Below are 15,455 nucleotides of genomic sequence, written 5' to 3' on the forward strand. Positions count from 1 at the left end.
AAATGGACTTTTTTTGACATTCTTTCTGGTTCGCCTCCTTTGCTTTAAGCATATTCTTATATTTTTCAATGCAATGGATATTGGTCTGCGTATTCGTGCTGGTGTGACCACCCTGAACTATTTACAATCCGCCGCGACATAATGAAGAGGATTTTAGTGTGGAACGGTTTGATGCCATTGTTATCGGTGCCGGTGCGGCGGGAATGTTTTGTGCAGCTCAGGCGGGGCAGGCGGGGTTACGCGTGCTATTACTGGATAATGGCAAGAAACCTGGCCGCAAGATCCTGATGTCCGGCGGCGGTCGCTGCAACTTTACTAACCTTTATGTCGAGCCTGCGGCTTATCTCAGCCAGAACCCCCATTTCTGCAAATCTGCCCTTGCCCGTTATACCCAATGGGACTTTATTGACCTGGTGGGCAAGTACGGGATCGCCTGGCATGAAAAGACGCTGGGCCAGCTCTTTTGTGATGACTCTGCTGAACAGATTGTCGACATGCTGGTGGCGGAGTGTGAAAAAGGCAAGGTGACGCTGCGTTTGCGTAGTGAAGTCCTGAGTGTTTCCCGTGATGACGATGGCTACACGTTGCAATTGAATGGTGACACGGTGGCGGCGAAAAAACTGGTGGTCGCTTCCGGCGGGCTTTCTATGCCAGGTCTGGGCGCATCGCCGTTTGGCTATAAGCTCGCTGAACAGTTTGGCCTGAATGTGCTGCCGACGCGTGCCGGACTGGTGCCGTTTACATTGCATAAACCCTTGCTGGAACAATTTCAGGTGCTTTCCGGCGTCTCGGTGCCGTCTGTGATTACCGCAGAGGACGGCACGGTATTTAAAGAGAACCTGCTTTTCACCCATCGCGGCCTTTCCGGGCCAGCGGTGCTGCAAATTTCCAGCTACTGGCAGGCGGGGGAGTTTGTCACTATCAACCTGCTGCCGGAGTGCGATCTCGACAGTCTGCTTAACGAGCAGCGCCAGGCGCACCCGAATCAAAGCCTGAAAAACACGCTGGCGATGCAACTGCCGAAACGGCTGGTGGAGTGTCTGCAACAACTGGGGCAGATCCCGGATGTCACGCTTAAGCAGCTCAATAGCCGCGACCAGGAAACGTTGATCGACGCGCTGACGAACTGGCGCGTGCAGCCTAACGGCACCGAAGGCTATCGCACGGCGGAAGTGACGCTCGGCGGTGTCGATACCAACGAACTCTCTTCACGCACGATGGAAGCCCGCAAGGTACCGGGGCTCTATTTTATTGGTGAAGTGATGGATGTTACCGGCTGGCTGGGCGGCTATAACTTTCAGTGGGCATGGGCCAGCGCCTGGGCGTGTGCGCAGGCGCTGGCTGAAGAATAAGTGGTCTTTGGATGGTCATGATCCGTTGTGCCTTCCGGTCCTGCGAAGATCAGATATCGTCCATCGTATGATCGACCACGATCTCCAGGGTTTTGCGAAGAATGTCCTTTCTGACGACATCTTCTGTATTTTCCATCAGGTTAATCAGCCGCAGGATGATGGCTTTGTTGGTCACTTGACCATCGTAAGCCAGAATGCTGCGGATCACGCCCCCGAGAATAATCGCCTCTTCGGCCAATAAATCGCCAGCGTTACGAAAATAATCAGACAATGTCTTGTTGGGCAAATTCTTATAAAGCTCTGATTTTTCAATCATCACCTGGTTCATTTTCACGCCTTAGTATAGTTTTCCGTAATGGGGCCATCAGCTATCACTGCTTTTTACTGCGGCCCTGCCGTTGGCGATTGCCGAATAATGGATAGACATTATCTCCGGCGTCTCTGATGTTCTCGTCTTGCTCATTCCCATTCTGAACACGGGATGAGGCAAATTTATTACTGCTGATTTCCTCGATCAGACGCATAAGCACCGCCCGTCTCTGGCTATCCTGCTCGCGGCTCTCCATTTCTTGCAGCCGGGCAATGAGGGCCAGGGTGTTTATCGGGCCATTTTCTTTAAGAAGAAAAAGTAGCGCCTCTCCGATCAATTCATCTGTCAGTTGTTCATTATCACTACTATTCATAACTGCATCTCTGCTTGCCGCTCTGTTCATGAATGAAACGCGGCATGAAGTCATCTCTGGACAGGAATCAGGCTGACACCTTAACCCTCAGAAGTGACTTGATTTATCAGGATACTTTTACTGCATTTGGCTTAATCATTACCAAAAAGCAGGCTGATAAGCCCCTGATAATGGCGTTCCTCTTCTGGCGTTGACGCCTGCTCAAGACGGCTCAGTAACTTTGTACAAAGTGATTTACGGTTCAGATGCCGACCATCCCGCAGGATGTCCACTACAATCTGCCCTAACGTCTCTTGTTGTGACGGAAGATCCGCAGCGCTGAAATAGCGAGCGATGGCATTCGCTGTGTCCGGAAGATAGCCGTTCTGATGCATACATCACTCCTGTATAACCCGTTGTCAATAATTGAAGTCGTTAAGCTATACAACTATAGAAAAGCTGTACATAAAAATTGTACAAATTTAACAATGATTTTAAGCAATAAATGCTATATGTTTATTTTCAATAAGATAGGCGGGAGAAAATCAGCACATTTCACCATTCCAGGCTACACTTTTGGGACGCGTTTATCTGCGATGACATAAAAAACCACATGGATGTTGGGACTGTCGTCTCCACATTCACCTGTTGTATACCCGCCGTTGGTCATGGTTGTTTACAAGGTCCCCTGCGTAAGCCTCTGTCATTGTGGTAATTACAACGCTTTCTCTTGGATAGCTCATGCTCACAACTCTTATTTACCGCAGCCATATCTGCGATAACGTCTCCTTTAGCGTGCTGGAGGAGATGGTTGCTGCGGCGAATCTCAAAAATGGTGAGGCAGATATCACCGGGATTTTGCTTTTCAACGGCACCCACTTTTTCCAGTTGCTTGAAGGCCCTGAGGAAAGTGTTTCTGCTATTTATCAGCATATTTGTAACGATAAGCGGCACTACAACCTGGTTGAGTTGTTGCGCGACTACGCGCCCTTGCGGCGATTTGGTAAGTCAGGAATGGAACTCTTTGATTTACGTGAATATGACAGAGAGGAAGTTCTGCAGCATGTGCTTGATAAAGGCACCTCCAGATACCAACTGACCTATGAAGATCGCGCACTTCAGTTCTTTCGCACGTTTGTAGAAGACCTGGAAAAAGAGAACTATTTTGAGATTCCACCGGGTGATGCCTGGGAGTTTGTGACGGATGAAAACGATTCATTCTCTCAAACGTTGCCCCCTGACCGCGAGGCCGGCTGTTATTTTGCCTTCCAGCCCATTATCGATCCCTTCGCCCGGCAAGTGGTTTCAGTTGAGGCCCTGATCCGTACCCCTGAGGGCCGCTCGGCGCAAGCCTGGTTTGAAGGGCTTAGCCGTGATGAAATCTATGAGGCCGATCTCAAAAGTAAACAGGTGGCGTTTGCGATGGCGGCCGCACTGAATCTGGGGACTCAGACACTCTCCGTGAACCTGCTGCCAATGACGCTGGTGAATGTTCCCGGAGCGGTTAGTTTTCTTTTAGATGCCATTAAAACCAACGGTCTGGTGCCTGAACAGGTCATTGTGGAGTTCACCGAAAATGAAGTTATTTCCCGCCTGGATGAGTTTACGAATGCCGTTAGGTTATTGAAAGCAGCCGGGTTTCGGGTGGCCATCGATCACTTTGGCGCCGGATTTGCAGGCCTGCTGTTGCTGGCGCAATTTCAGCCTGAGCGGATCAAAATTAACCGCGACCTGATCAAAGATGTCCATAAAAGCGGCCCCCGGCAGGCCATTATTCAGGCCATCATCAAATGCTGCGTTTCTCTGGAAATCATGGTTTCGGCCGTGGGGGTGGAGAAGGCAGAAGAGTGGATGTGGCTGGAGTCTGCGGGTATCTCTCAATTCCAGGGTTATCTTTTTGCCCCTCCTGCATCCGGGGCTATTCCTGCCATTGCGTGGCCGGAAAAAAGAGGTGGCCTTTAAATTCCATCTGCTGTGAGCAACTGGCTTTCCCTTGCCGCAACGTGTTTTCGGCAGTATGGGGAAGCCAGCCTTTTCTCTGCGTGCGCTGGCTTCGGTGAAATAAAATCCATTTTTGCACATGGCCCGTTTCCGGTTATGCTTGCTCATAAGCACTTTCTGGTTTGTACAAGTTATGAAAATTGTACAATCTGTACAGAAGAGTGAATGTGAAGTGTAACGTATTGGGTTTGAATTGAGGGAAGCAATGACCTTTTACAGTATTGGCGATGTCGCTGAACGATGTGGAATAAATCCTGTCACGCTGCGTGCGTGGCAGCGTCGCTATGGATTGTTGAAACCTCAGCGTAGTGAAGGGGGCCATCGACAATTTGACGAAGAAGATATTCAACGGATTGAGGAAATTAAACGTTGGATTGAAAGCGGCGTCCCGGTCGGTAAAGTCAAAGCGCTTCTTGAAGATAAAAAAGTAGATTCCCATGATGGCTGGGAGTCGCTTCAGGAAGAGGTCATGTCTGTATTAAGGCAGGTTCGCCCTGCAAAATTACGTGCCTTGATTATGGCGATGGGACGGGAACATACCGCCGATGTTCTTATCGATCATGTCTTTGTCCCTGTACGCCAACGGCTTTCGCTCGATCAGAGTACGGCTCGCGCCATGTGTAGCTTATTAGATGGCGTGTTAATTGATTACGCCGTCCTGTGCCTTACCCGTTCTCGTAAGAAGATGGGAAAAGATGCGCTGTTTATTGGTTGGGGCAACGATGATCGCACCCGTATGTGGCTGGAAGCCTGGCGGTTGTCTCAGCATGACTGGAATATTGACGTCCTCGCGGAGCCGTTGGAAACTCTTCGTCCGGAGCTTTTTCCAGGCCTGCACATTTTTGTCTGGACCGGTAAAGCGTTATCGCGTCATCAGCAAGAACAGTTTACCCACTGGCGGGAGCAGGGATTCGCCATCGCGTTGCATGGGGCATAGTGCGGAAATGTAACGCGCACGCTGTTCTGTCTCCTGTACTGGAGGTGAGTCGCTCACTTCCGCCCTCCGTTTATTCTTCTCGCATTGTTCAGCCACCGCTGCGTGATAATCCTTTCACTCTGTTCCGTTCCTCGCTTTATATCCCGCAACATAATTCCCCCTGATCACAGCCTGTTCAAGCCTTTCATCCATTCTATTACCTTGTTAAGAATCCCCTGAATATTATTTGGCGAATAACCGCCTGGCTATAATAAAAATGCAAGACATTATTTATGGCTGAAAATAAAGGAGGTGGGTTTGGTAAAAACCATTGATAAACATGAGTTAGGTTATATCGCGATCGGTGAAGCAGTACTTTCTCATATAGCCAGTAACAAGGCAATATCACGTGAGTCACTAATGCTGATGTTAACGCAACACGCTGAGGAGGTGACGAATGAATACCAATTATCTCAAATCTGGCTGGGGCATTCGCTGCTCAAAAATGCCCGCCATGACCATAGCTCACTTACTGAAAATTAGTTTTCAGTAACGTACCCGTGCCGTAAAAATCGGCTTTAAAACAGCCCCGGGATAGGCTAGGCACTCTTTTACGGGGCTTGTTCAGGCACGTTAATCGGGCTGCTACTCGCGTTTGGATTTCATTTATATCCTGACACTCTGCCCTGCTAACTGGCACAGGGAAGAGGACGCTTTGCCTTTATTTGTCCGGCTCATAATGATTTTCCGGATACCCCGACTCTTTATGGAATACGGGTGGCGAGATATTTACGCATCCAATGTCATTAATTATTCAGGCCTGATGGCTTGTATCTGACATATGTAAATTTTTCTTTCTAAAAGAAACAGGAGACTTTTTCGTTTATATGACTAAACAATCCGGTAATGTAAATTTGACCCGGGATGAACTGATTCGTGAAGCGATAGGCTTCGCAGCAGCATATTTAATTAAAAACAATCTACCCGTGACCACGCGCGGGTTAAGCCTGACTCTTCTGATGGAAGAGGAGAAAACAAATATTGCAGAGCGTAAGGCTATTTATCAGGAAGCCAGAAAAATGGTTTTGCGTAAAATGCAGTAAATAAATGTACCAGGCTGCGCGAATTGACGATATCCGCAGCCTGACATTCAAATCATGAGGAGGCGATGATGACAGTAAAAACGACCGACAAAGCCACAGAAATTCTTATTAGTGAGGCGTTGGTTCAATTACTTGAGTGTGGCGCGGAAATAACGCATGACACACTAATTCACACTCTGGATGATAACCGGGTTAATGTAACTGACCGCAACCTGCGAATGAGCTATTCAAGGGCGATTGATGAGGTGCGAACGCACCAGCGTTTTTCACCGCAATCTCACTGCGGAATTTACCACAGCAGCTATCAGATTCATTAAACCACCCCGAAGGTGAATAACCACCTTCGGCTTTTTTATTGTTGTTGTTTCAGTAAGTTATTTGGCTTTGATATTAATTAGATAAGTAAAATCTTAAACGTCTGACATTGTGAGACACACTGTTTTTTAACGTATCATGCTTTTAATGTCACTGTTCCGGGGCAGTTATCTTTGCTAACAGGATCGGATATCCTTTCAATTATGTGCGGCTAATGCCACAATGCCCGCCATGCTTATTGTTTAGCATTGTTAATGGTTACTGTCCGTAAGGTATTTTCCTGAATGCATAAGTAAGGTGAAATATGAATAACTCACACAGTGACGGCCCGCAGGAGACGGCGGGCGACTCGGGTAATGGGAAGCTTAGTCTGGAGCAGACATTAGGCGCTATTGTTATCCAAATGTTACGTGAAGGGCGGTATATTACTCGCCATAGTCTCTGCATTGCCGTTGCTGGATGTATTGAAAAAAATACTCGCCCCGAACTTGAAGCGCATTATGCTGATATCTTGCGAGTATTACTGAGCCGCGAGGCTGATTAATTATCTGCGGCTGCCGTCATCGCGAATTCGCATGAAATGCATTCTGGAGTCAGCATGATTAAAAATGTCAAAGAGAGTCTGGTGGAACTGGTTATGGGTGATGCCATTCTCGAGCTGCTTGAAGCGGATGCCCCTATTTCCCACGAGGCACTCATTGCTCAACTTGCCCGTAATCTCGAACAGGAACCGCGGGAATCACGGCGGGAAGCCATTCTGGCTGCTATTAAAGAGGTTCAGGAAAGTATCAAACTTGTTGACCATACGGCAGACAAGGGGACTGGCTGGAATCAGCAAACCGTAAAAAATAGCAAACTGCTAAAAATGAATAGTGTTTCGCCAGGTATTGGTGATAAAAAACATTAACTATCGAATTATTATGGCTTTTTCAGCTTCCGCTGAACCGTGACGATCGCAGATAAAAATACCTGAGCAGATAAGCTGTTGTTTTTCACTTTTCGAAGTGAGGGTTTTGTCGTCACGCTTTTCAAAGATCGTCCGGCGTTCTACTGACAACCATTTCCAGAGCACTACGGTACATCCTTGTTTTTTCCGGGTCACTCTCCTCTTCAAGATGGCGAATAATCGCCAGAATCACCGCTTTGTTACTGACCGGTAAATTTAACGAAGCCAGCTTTTCTTCAACGTTTTTAATAAAAGCAAGCTCGGCGCTGAAAACCGGTAGCCGAATGGTTTGTGACGAATTCAGAAACTGTGTTGCCGGGTGAAGGGCCATGTGTGCTCTCTTCCTTTTGCGACTGTAGCGGTAAATCGGAAAAATCCCCTTGTTCACAAAATCTAGGCTGCTTTTGGCAAATTGCATAGCGAAAAGCGGGTTTTTCCGTCTTTAGCAATCGAATTAATAAATTCCCCTTCAGGTTTAGAGTATGTATTATATGTTTCATATATGATTCGTATAAGGTGAAGTATTGACCATGGGTATCGTTAAAATCTCGGACCTGATGCACGAAAACCTGCGTCTTGCCAGTAACGCACTGAGCCGTTCAATCAATGCACAGGCAGAGCACTGGCTGAAAATCGGCATGCTTTCAGAGCTGTATCCGCATTTGACGCATCAGGAACTCACCCGCCTGCTGGTTCGGGCGGAGCTTAAGGGCAGCGTGGATATCAACAAGCTGGTTGACGATGAGCCGCTGTCATTGCAAATGGAGCATGAAGCCAGATGACGAACATCAAACTGCACTCTCAGGAAGAGATTGAAATGGCCCGCGCGGCGGGACACGCTGCGGCAAAAGTGCTGGAGATGATCAAACCCCACGTTCGCGCGGGTGTGACAACCGATGAGATCGACAAACTGTGCCACGATTTCATTCGCCACGAATTAAAGGTGATCCCGGCGAACATTGGTTACAACGGCTATACCCGCACCGTCTGCACGTCGGTCAACCATGTGGTGTGTCACGGCATTCCGTCGGAGAAACGTCTCAAAGAGGGTGACATCATCAATATTGACGTGGCGATCATCAAGGATGGTTGGTACGGCGATACCAGTCGCATGTATTTTGTGGGTGAGCCCTCCGTGCGTGCCAGGAGACTGACCCATATCACCTATGAATCGATGGTTGCCGGGATTAAAGCCGTACGCCCCGGCGCGACGCTTGGCGATATCGGCGCGGCTATTCAGCAGGTGGCGGAGTCTGCCGGTTTTTCAGTGGTGAAAGAGTATTGTGGTCACGGCGTGGGGCAGGAATATCACGCAGAACCGCAGATCCTGCACTATGGTCGCCCGGGGACAGGGCTGGTACTGAAAAAAGGGATGATTTTTACCATTGAGCCGATGATCAACGCCGGTAAAGCCGCGACAAGCGTGCTGTCCGACGGTTGGACGGTGGTCACCAAAGACCGTTCTCTTTCGGCGCAGTGGGAACATATGGTGGCGGTTACCGACAGCGGTTTTGATTTGTTAACACCCTGGCCGGATCCTTCACCCGAGTATTCGGGGCTTTAATTGCCACTTTTTTTCAGGCGGGGCAGACAATCGCTGAACCGCCTGCCCGCGCTTTAGCGCACTTTGCTTAACGCCCATCTTCTTCTTGCGCACGCGAAAAAAGACGCCTGGACGGTACGGTCTAATTCCTCTGCTTTCATCACAAATTCCTTCGGGCATTGCTGCCACAATCGTCCGGTGTTCTGCCAAAGATTTGCTTTTACTCTGCGCACATCTTATTTCCCGTTCCTTTTTCTGCCTGCGCGCAAAATAAAACCCAATCTTTTATCTTAAATTTATGGAGTCTTCTATGACACTTTCATTCTCTATTCCGCGCAGTATTATTTATGGCGAAAACGCATTAGAACATCTGGCAACCCTTAAAGGGAAAAAAGCCGCGCTGGTTACGGGCGGCAGTTCAATGAAGCGCTTTGGTTTTTTGGACAGGGCCATCAGCGAGCTAAAGAAAGCCGGGATGGAGTGCACCGTCATTGATAATGTCGAACCCAACCCCTCTGTTGAAACGGTCTGGCGTGGGGCGAAAGCCATGCTGGCGTTTGAACCTGACTGGATTGTGGCGCTCGGCGGCGGTTCCGCGCTGGATGCGGCAAAAGTGATGTGGTGTTTCTACGAGCATCCGCACCTGACGTTTGAAGACATTATTCCCGTCGGCTCAATGCCCGCACTGCGTAATAAAGCCCGTTTTGTCGCCATTCCGTCCACCAGTGGCAGCGCCTCTGAAATCACCGCGTTCTCGGTTATCACCGATACGGCTCATCACATCAAATACCCGATTGTGGCGGCAGATCTGGTGCCGGATATCGCCATTCTGGACCCGACCATTCCGGCAAAAATGCCGCCGCATGTCACCGTGCATACCGGGATGGATGTGATGACACACGCGCTTGAGGCCTATGTCTCGACTGCCGCCAATTCCTTTACCGATCCCTATGCGGTCGAAGCCATTCGCCTGGTGTTCGAATATCTGGAAATCGCCTATTTGTCGCCAAATGACCTGAATGCGCGTATGCACATGCATAATGCCTCTGCACTGGCGGGCATTGCGTTCACCAATGCGTCTCTGGGGCTGGTGCATTCTATGGCGCATAAGATTGGCGGGGAGTTTGGTATTACGCATGGTCTGGCGAACGCCATTATGCTGCCGTATATCATTCAATATAATTCTATCTATACCAATAAGTACCAGAAGCTGGAGAAAGCGCTGGGCATTGGCAACCTGATTACCGCCATTAAGGACCTGAATAAGCGTCTGAATATTCCAGAAACCCTTGGGCAATGTGGCGAGGTTGAAATTAAAGAGGCCGCATTTATGCAGGTTCTCGACCGGATGAGTCACAACGCGGTGGATGATCCGTGCACCCTGACCAATCCCAATCAGCCAACGGTACAAGATGTGAAAACACTCTATTCCAGCGCCTATTACGGTGCCTGATATTCAGAGTGACAGGAACAAAAGCGTATGGCGACATACGCTTTTTTTTGCCCTGAATCAGGCCCGATAGGCGAGCAGAAAAACCGTCACTGCGCGGGCGGTCACTTCTTCGATTTTCTTACTATCCGGCGCGGCCTCGACCCCGAGAACCACGCTGAGGTACAGTTCGGCTTCAATCAATCCTTTTAGATGCATGGCGCAAACCCCGCTGTCGGATTTACGCAGAACGCCTTCTTCGATTTTTTTGCCCAGATAATCGCTTAACAGCTTCCAGCCACGCTGCGGCCCCTGCGTGTAAAAGCGTTGGCCAATGTCGCTGCGCTCCGACTCGCTGACGGCCATGCGCCAGATAGCCAGAATGTTGCCACGCATGATGGAGGCGAGATACTGGCGGCCAAATTTATTTAATGTGATTTCAATATCTTGTTTGAAATCTAAGGATTCAAACGCATCGGCGATTTCCCTTTTCGCTGAGGTTTCCATGACGGCCGAGAAGATCTCTTCCTTGGAGCTGAAATAGTTATAGAGCGTCGATTTTGACCCACCGACACGGCTGGCAATTTCTGACATTGATGTGTTGTTAAAACCGAGCTCAATAAAGGCTTTGGTGGCAACGTCCAGTATGGTTTGTCGCTTTGTTTCACTCTTAACCCGCATACGCTTCTCTTCTCTCTTCGTCCATCCCGCAAGTTTCGCTTGACTGTGAAGTTATGTCAATTTATAACAAAACCGTACAGTACGGTACAAAAAAGGATGTATCTTGAAAATTAATAACTTACATTTACGCCGCACTCTGTTACCTCCAGGCACCCGGTTAACTCTTCTTACTGTAATGCTCCTGCTGGCGGGGTGTTCCACCGCGCCGGACAGTCGACTCGGCCATATAAAAGGCGCCGGGGAGCTGGCCTCTTCGCAGTCGTTGACTACCGCAAAAGAGGGGCAGTGGCCCGATACCCAGTGGTGGCTGCGCTATCACGACAGCCAACTGGACAGCCTGATGACCAACGCGCTGGCTTCGGCACCCACGCTAAAAGTGGCGGAAGCCCGCCTGCGTAATGCGGCGGGTATTGCCGAACAGATTGGCGCGATACGCTCCGTTCAGCTCGGCGCGGCGGCATCGGCCTCGAAAGACAAAGTCAGTTACGCTTACCAATCCTATATGCCGCCACACGGCTGGAACGATTACGGTTCGGTGACGGCAAATCTCAGCTTCAGCCTCGATTTCTGGGGGAAAAACCGTGCGGCGGTGGCGGCGGCCACCTCAGATTACGCGGCTGCAGAAGCGGAAATGCAGTCGGCAAAACTGCTGATTCAGACCTCGCTGGTACAGGCATATGCGGAACTGGCTCGCTTGTATCTGAACCGGGACACTACGCAAAATGCGCTGGAAATCCGCAGTAAAACCGTGGAGTTGATGGCCGAGCGTAACAGCAACGGCCTGGAAACCGACGGAGTCGTCAGGCAAATGCAGGCGCTGAAAGAGCGGGCAGAAGCGGAGCTGATTGCCGCCGATGAATCTATTCAGTTGCAGAAAAACGCCATTGCCGCCCTGCTCGGTGACGGCCCGGACCGCGCCTTGTCCATTCAGCGTCCCGCGATTGACCTTGATGAATCATTCAACCTGCCTGCCAGTACCGGCATCAATATCCTCGGCCACCGCCCGGATATCAGCGCCGCGCGCTGGCGCGTGGAGGCAGCCGCCAAACGTATTCATGTCGCTAAAGCGGCGTACTATCCCGATATCAGTATTACCGGGTTTATTGGTTATCAGTCCTTTGGTCTCAATAACTTAACCCGTTCAGGTAATGATGCGGGCAGCATTGGTCCGGCGCTGTATCTGCCGATCTTTACCGGCGGGCGGCTCTCCGGGCAGTTAACGTCGGCGGAGGCGAATTACGAAGAGTCGGTAGCGACCTACAACAATACGCTGACGCTGGCCTTGCACGATGTCGCCAATGTGGTGACCCGTTCGAAAGCGCTAAAAGAACGTCTGGCGAAGACCGAAAGCGCCTTTGATAACGCACGGGCGGCGTATGACATCGCCGATAAGCGCTATCGCGGCGGTCTGGCGACCTATCTGGATGTCCTGACAACGGAAGACGCCATGCTGGATACCCAGCGCGCGCTGGTGAATTTGCAATCTCAGGCATTTTCTCTCGACGTTTCATTGATCCACGCGCTGGGCGGTGGGTTTGTCGCATCCAAATCCTAATTTGAATGGCAGGAAGTTTTTCTATGGCACAGGCAAAAATCGCGGCGACTGACGACAACTTTGATGCGTCGCGCGCCACATCATCACGTAAAAAGGGCTTTATAGGGCTGGCGGCGGCAATTGTGATTGCCGCTGTGGGATATGGCCTCTGGTACTACTTTGTTGGCTCGCGCTATGTCTCCACCGACAACGCCTACAGCGCCGCCGAAGTGGCTGAGGTTACGCCGTCGGTTACCGGGATTGTGCAAACCGTCAACGTCGTCGATACCCAGGCGGTGAAGCAGGGGGATGTACTGGTGCAACTGGACGACACCGACGCCCGTCTGGCGCTGGCGCAGGCTGAGGCTAATCTGGGGCAATCGCGCCGCCGGGTCAGCAGCTATATGGCGACCGACGAAGGCCTTGCCGCACAAGTGAAGGCACGTGAAGCCGATGAAACCCAGGCACAGGCCCGGCTTGTTGCCGCACAGTCGGATTTCACTAAAGCACAGGTGGACTTAAAACGGCGTGAGGCACTGGCAAAATCCGGGGCGGTTTCCGGCGAGGAGCTGACCAACGCGCGTAACGCGATGGCGCAGGCTGAGTCCAACCTCAATGTCGCCAAAGCGGCTGCGGCGCAGGCCACAGCTAACCGCTTGTCCACCATCGGGGCGAAAAAAGCCAATGCCGCGCTGACCATCAATGCTACCGTCGAAACCAACCCGGAAGTGATGCTGGCAAAGGCGAAGGTTGAACAGGCGCAGGTGGACCTGGCGCGTACTGTCATTAAAGCGCCTGTGGATGGCGTTATTGCTCGCCGTCAGGTGCAGGTCGGCCAGCGCGTACAGAACGGCGAACGGCTGATGAGCGTGGTGCCGCTGCATGATGTTCACGTGGATGCCAACTTCAAAGAGGTGGAGCTACGCCATGTGAAAATTGGCCAGCCGGTGGAAGTGACCGCCGATATCTATGGCGACAAAGTGGTGTATCACGGCGTGGTGAGCGGCGTGTCCGGCGGTACCGGCTCGGCGTTTTCCATGATACCGGCGCAAAACGCTACCGGTAACTGGATCAAGGTGGTTCAGCGTCTGCCGCTGCGTATCACGCTGGATAAAAACGAGCTGGCAAAACACCCGCTGCAGGTTGGTTTGTCGATGATTGCCACTATCGATACCCGCAAAATCAAAAAACTGAACACGTCTGACAGCGAAGGGCTGGCGACGGCTCGTCAGGATTAAGGCGCCAGAATGAGTGACACTTCGCAAAAGACATTCCCGCAGCCGCTGACAGGCGGGGCGTTGGTGCTCGGGACGCTCTGCCTGGCGATGGCCAATTTTCTGGCTATCCTGGACACCACCATCGCCAACGTTTCGGTGTCGAACATCGCCGGTAGCCTGGGCACGTCGACCAGCCAGGGCACTTACGTTATTACCTCCTACGCGGTAGCGGAGGCAATCTCGGTCCCGCTCACCGGCTGGCTGGCCTCACGGTTTGGCGCACTGCGGGTATTTGTTATCTGCCTGCTGATGTTTGGCGTCTTCTCTACTCTGTGCGGCATGGCGAGCAGTATGAATATGCTGGTGCTGTTCCGCGTCTTTCTGGGCTTCTCCGGCGGCCCGCTGATGCCACTGTCTCAGACGCTGATGATGCGGATCTTCCCCAGAAACAAAGGTCATGTGGCCATTGGCATCTGGAGTATGACCACGCTGGTTGCGCCCATCATGGGGCCGATTCTTGGCGGTGTCATTTGCGACCAGTTTAGCTGGCACTACATCTTTATCTGCAAGACGCCGTTCGCCATCGTGGCGGGGCTGATGTGCTGGAAGATGTTGCAACGCTATGAAACGCAAACCGCGAAATCACCTATCGACGTGGTGGGGCTGGTTCTGCTGGTGGTATGGGTGTCGGCCCTGCAGATCATGCTCGATGAAGGTAAAGACCATGACTGGTTTGCCTCGACCCACATTATCGTGCTGGCCATTATCGCGCTGATTGGCTTTATCTCGTTCCTGATTTGGGAACTGACGGAGCGTAACCCGGTGGTCGATCTGAAAGTCTTCCGCCATCGGGGGTTCACAACCAGCATGGTGACGCTGTCGCTGGCGTTTGGCGCGTTCTTTGGCATTACCGTACTTACGCCGCTATGGCTGCAAATTTATATGGGCTACACCGCCACCATTGCAGGCTATTCGACGGCGACAATGGGGGTGCTGGCGGTATTCCTCGCGCCGCTGATCGCCAACCTGGCAACCAAAATGGACCCGCGTCCGCTGGTCTTTGCCGGGGTACTGTGGCTGGGATTGTGGACGCTATTTCGCAGCCAGGCGGACATGAGCATGACCTTCTCACAGATCAGTTTGCCAATGCTGTTCCAGGGGATTGGTATGCCGCTGTTCTTCGTGCCGCTTACCGCCATTGCACTGGGGTGCGTGCTGGATCGCGAGATGGATTCCGCCGCCGGGCTGATGAATTTTATCCGTACTCTTTCGGGCGCGTTTGCCACCTCGATGGTCAACACCTCGTGGGAAAACCGGACCCGCTACGTGCATGCGGAACTGGCGGGGTTGACAGACAGAGGCGCGGTCGCGACTCAGGCGATGACCAACAGTGGGATGCAGATGGGGGAAGTGCGTGGTTCGATTGACTGGCTATTGCAGGGGCAGAGCGTGATGGTCGCAACGAATCAAATCTTTATGGCAATTGCGGTGATTTTCGTCGTGGCCGCAATGATTATCTGGCTCGCGCCAAAACCGAAAAAAGTGGATATCTCCGCGGTTCATTGAGGGCTCTGTTCATTTCGCCCTACGCTCTGATAAGGTTTCTTGCGGATTATCAGAGCGTTTTTTATTTTCCCCCTTACTAACCCCCCCAAACAACCACCGCAGCGCCTAAGAAAACAGCAACCGGCGCATTACAACAACGTGCTAATTTTAAAAGGGTTCATTTACGCGCGCTTTGTGATGCAAACGCAGG

The 15,455-nt window shown here is 51.2% G+C and carries 19 protein-coding genes; 14 read left to right on the forward strand and 5 right to left on the reverse strand.

Translation table 11 applies throughout. The annotated features are described in order from the left end of the window. Positions 1–158: 158 nt before the first annotated feature. Entirely contained in the window at positions 159–1,352 is a 1,194-nt protein-coding gene (locus ABIB59_RS19025) for a BaiN/RdsA family NAD(P)/FAD-dependent oxidoreductase (protein WP_110295415.1), read from the forward strand. 49 nt (positions 1,353–1,401) lie between these two features. Here the strand turns inward: ABIB59_RS19025 and ABIB59_RS19030 are convergent, their stop codons facing one another. The 3 genes from ABIB59_RS19030 to ycgZ all read right to left on the reverse strand — a co-directional run bounded on the left by ABIB59_RS19030 (position 1,402) and on the right by ycgZ (position 2,409). Further along, the gene (locus tag ABIB59_RS19030; RefSeq protein WP_041851440.1) at positions 1,402–1,668 is read right to left on the reverse strand and encodes a biofilm development regulator YmgB/AriR family protein; all 267 of its coding nucleotides are present in this window, start codon (positions 1,666–1,668) and stop codon (positions 1,402–1,404) included. Positions 1,669–1,723: 55 nt separating this feature from the next. Beyond that, entirely contained in the window at positions 1,724–2,035 is a 312-nt protein-coding gene (locus ABIB59_RS19035) for a hypothetical protein (RefSeq protein WP_107224418.1), read from the reverse strand. A gap of 131 nt (positions 2,036–2,166) precedes the next feature. After that, positions 2,167–2,409 carry a regulatory protein YcgZ gene (ycgZ, locus tag ABIB59_RS19040; RefSeq protein WP_041851289.1) on the reverse strand — a complete coding sequence of 81 codons (243 nt, stop codon included), beginning with the start codon at positions 2,407–2,409 and terminating at the stop codon, positions 2,167–2,169. 346 nt (positions 2,410–2,755) lie between these two features. On the opposite strand from ycgZ, the gene ABIB59_RS19045 reads away from it, so the two are divergent. The 7 genes from ABIB59_RS19045 (at position 2,756) to ABIB59_RS19075 (ending at position 7,256) form a co-directional block, all read left to right on the forward strand. Beyond that, on the forward strand, positions 2,756–3,976 hold the full coding sequence (locus tag ABIB59_RS19045) for a diguanylate phosphodiesterase (protein WP_354036592.1): 1,221 nt from the start codon (positions 2,756–2,758) through the stop codon (positions 3,974–3,976). A gap of 244 nt (positions 3,977–4,220) precedes the next feature. Next, a complete protein-coding gene (locus tag ABIB59_RS19050) occupies positions 4,221–4,952 on the forward strand; it encodes a MerR family transcriptional regulator (RefSeq protein WP_041851291.1) in 732 nt (243 codons plus the stop codon). Positions 4,953–5,249: 297 nt separating this feature from the next. Next, entirely contained in the window at positions 5,250–5,474 is a 225-nt protein-coding gene (locus ABIB59_RS19055) for a hypothetical protein (RefSeq protein WP_041851292.1), read from the forward strand. A 344-nt stretch (positions 5,475–5,818) separates the two neighbouring features. Beyond that, positions 5,819–6,034: a hypothetical protein gene (locus ABIB59_RS19060; protein ID WP_165159548.1), complete on the forward strand. Its 216-nt coding sequence runs from the start codon at positions 5,819–5,821 to the stop codon at positions 6,032–6,034. Positions 6,035–6,099: 65 nt separating this feature from the next. Next, entirely contained in the window at positions 6,100–6,351 is a 252-nt protein-coding gene (locus ABIB59_RS19065; protein ID WP_125123757.1) for a hypothetical protein, read from the forward strand. Positions 6,352–6,653: 302 nt separating this feature from the next. Further along, positions 6,654–6,893 carry a hypothetical protein gene (locus ABIB59_RS19070; protein ID WP_071194997.1) on the forward strand — a complete coding sequence of 80 codons (240 nt, stop codon included), beginning with the start codon at positions 6,654–6,656 and terminating at the stop codon, positions 6,891–6,893. A 54-nt stretch (positions 6,894–6,947) separates the two neighbouring features. Continuing rightward, on the forward strand, positions 6,948–7,256 hold the full coding sequence (locus ABIB59_RS19075; RefSeq protein WP_041851296.1) for a hypothetical protein: 309 nt from the start codon (positions 6,948–6,950) through the stop codon (positions 7,254–7,256). A 121-nt stretch (positions 7,257–7,377) separates the two neighbouring features. On the opposite strand, the gene ABIB59_RS19080 is transcribed toward ABIB59_RS19075, so the two are convergent. Beyond that, entirely contained in the window at positions 7,378–7,626 is a 249-nt protein-coding gene (locus tag ABIB59_RS19080) for a biofilm development regulator YmgB/AriR family protein (protein WP_052249310.1), read from the reverse strand. Positions 7,627–7,825: 199 nt separating this feature from the next. Between ABIB59_RS19080 and ABIB59_RS19085 the strand changes: the two genes are divergently transcribed. The 3 genes from ABIB59_RS19085 (at position 7,826) to ABIB59_RS19095 (ending at position 10,291) form a co-directional block, all read left to right on the forward strand. Further along, positions 7,826–8,077, forward strand: coding sequence for a ParD-like family protein (locus tag ABIB59_RS19085; RefSeq protein WP_041851297.1), 252 nt, complete (start codon positions 7,826–7,828; stop codon positions 8,075–8,077). Next, complete coding sequence (gene map, locus ABIB59_RS19090; RefSeq protein WP_041851298.1) at positions 8,074–8,859, forward strand: type I methionyl aminopeptidase; 786 nt, start codon at positions 8,074–8,076, stop codon at positions 8,857–8,859. Before ABIB59_RS19085 ends, map begins: the two co-directional genes overlap by 4 nt. Before the next feature lie 289 nt (positions 8,860–9,148). After that, positions 9,149–10,291, forward strand: coding sequence for an iron-containing alcohol dehydrogenase (locus ABIB59_RS19095; protein ID WP_075203625.1), 1,143 nt, complete (start codon positions 9,149–9,151; stop codon positions 10,289–10,291). 57 nt (positions 10,292–10,348) lie between these two features. On the opposite strand, the gene ABIB59_RS19100 is transcribed toward ABIB59_RS19095, so the two are convergent. Next, on the reverse strand, positions 10,349–10,948 hold the full coding sequence (locus tag ABIB59_RS19100; protein WP_041851300.1) for a TetR/AcrR family transcriptional regulator: 600 nt from the start codon (positions 10,946–10,948) through the stop codon (positions 10,349–10,351). A gap of 103 nt (positions 10,949–11,051) precedes the next feature. On the opposite strand from ABIB59_RS19100, the gene ABIB59_RS19105 reads away from it, so the two are divergent. The 3 genes from ABIB59_RS19105 to ABIB59_RS19115 are packed head-to-tail and all read left to right on the forward strand — an operon-like array spanning position 11,052 to position 15,265. After that, a complete protein-coding gene (locus tag ABIB59_RS19105; RefSeq protein ID WP_354036597.1) occupies positions 11,052–12,503 on the forward strand; it encodes an efflux transporter outer membrane subunit in 1,452 nt (483 codons plus the stop codon). Between the two features lie 23 nt (positions 12,504–12,526). Then, positions 12,527–13,720, forward strand: a complete 1,194-nt coding sequence (locus ABIB59_RS19110) for an HlyD family secretion protein (protein WP_354036599.1) — start codon at positions 12,527–12,529, stop codon at positions 13,718–13,720. A 9-nt stretch (positions 13,721–13,729) separates the two neighbouring features. Continuing rightward, positions 13,730–15,265, forward strand: a complete 1,536-nt coding sequence (locus ABIB59_RS19115; RefSeq protein ID WP_354036601.1) for a DHA2 family efflux MFS transporter permease subunit — start codon at positions 13,730–13,732, stop codon at positions 15,263–15,265. Positions 15,266–15,455: the final 190 nt, after the last annotated feature.

Origin of the sequence: Citrobacter sp. UYEF32, assembly GCF_040546205.1 — a bacterium.
Taxonomy (GTDB): domain Bacteria; phylum Pseudomonadota; class Gammaproteobacteria; order Enterobacterales; family Enterobacteriaceae; genus Phytobacter; species Phytobacter diazotrophicus.

Excerpts from the sequence above, each read along its gene's own strand:
- ABIB59_RS19030 (WP_041851440.1), bottom strand. The coding sequence starts at position 1,668 with ATGATTGAAAAATCAGAGCTTTATAAGAATTTGCCCAACAAGACATTG.
- ABIB59_RS19035 (WP_107224418.1), bottom strand. The coding sequence starts at position 2,035 with ATGAATAGTAGTGATAATGAACAACTGACAGATGAATTGATCGGAGAG.
- ycgZ (WP_041851289.1), bottom strand. The coding sequence starts at position 2,409 with ATGCATCAGAACGGCTATCTTCCGGACACAGCGAATGCCATCGCTCGC.
- ABIB59_RS19045 (WP_354036592.1), top strand. The coding sequence starts at position 2,756 with ATGCTCACAACTCTTATTTACCGCAGCCATATCTGCGATAACGTCTCC.
- ABIB59_RS19050 (WP_041851291.1), top strand. The coding sequence starts at position 4,221 with ATGACCTTTTACAGTATTGGCGATGTCGCTGAACGATGTGGAATAAAT.
- ABIB59_RS19060 (WP_165159548.1), top strand. The coding sequence starts at position 5,819 with ATGACTAAACAATCCGGTAATGTAAATTTGACCCGGGATGAACTGATT.
- ABIB59_RS19065 (WP_125123757.1), top strand. The coding sequence starts at position 6,100 with ATGATGACAGTAAAAACGACCGACAAAGCCACAGAAATTCTTATTAGT.
- ABIB59_RS19070 (WP_071194997.1), top strand. The coding sequence starts at position 6,654 with ATGAATAACTCACACAGTGACGGCCCGCAGGAGACGGCGGGCGACTCG.
- ABIB59_RS19075 (WP_041851296.1), top strand. The coding sequence starts at position 6,948 with ATGATTAAAAATGTCAAAGAGAGTCTGGTGGAACTGGTTATGGGTGAT.
- ABIB59_RS19080 (WP_052249310.1), bottom strand. The coding sequence starts at position 7,626 with ATGGCCCTTCACCCGGCAACACAGTTTCTGAATTCGTCACAAACCATT.
- ABIB59_RS19085 (WP_041851297.1), top strand. The coding sequence starts at position 7,826 with ATGGGTATCGTTAAAATCTCGGACCTGATGCACGAAAACCTGCGTCTT.
- map (WP_041851298.1), top strand. The coding sequence starts at position 8,074 with ATGACGAACATCAAACTGCACTCTCAGGAAGAGATTGAAATGGCCCGC.
- ABIB59_RS19095 (WP_075203625.1), top strand. The coding sequence starts at position 9,149 with ATGACACTTTCATTCTCTATTCCGCGCAGTATTATTTATGGCGAAAAC.
- ABIB59_RS19100 (WP_041851300.1), bottom strand. The coding sequence starts at position 10,948 with ATGCGGGTTAAGAGTGAAACAAAGCGACAAACCATACTGGACGTTGCC.
- ABIB59_RS19110 (WP_354036599.1), top strand. The coding sequence starts at position 12,527 with ATGGCACAGGCAAAAATCGCGGCGACTGACGACAACTTTGATGCGTCG.
- ABIB59_RS19115 (WP_354036601.1), top strand. The coding sequence starts at position 13,730 with ATGAGTGACACTTCGCAAAAGACATTCCCGCAGCCGCTGACAGGCGGG.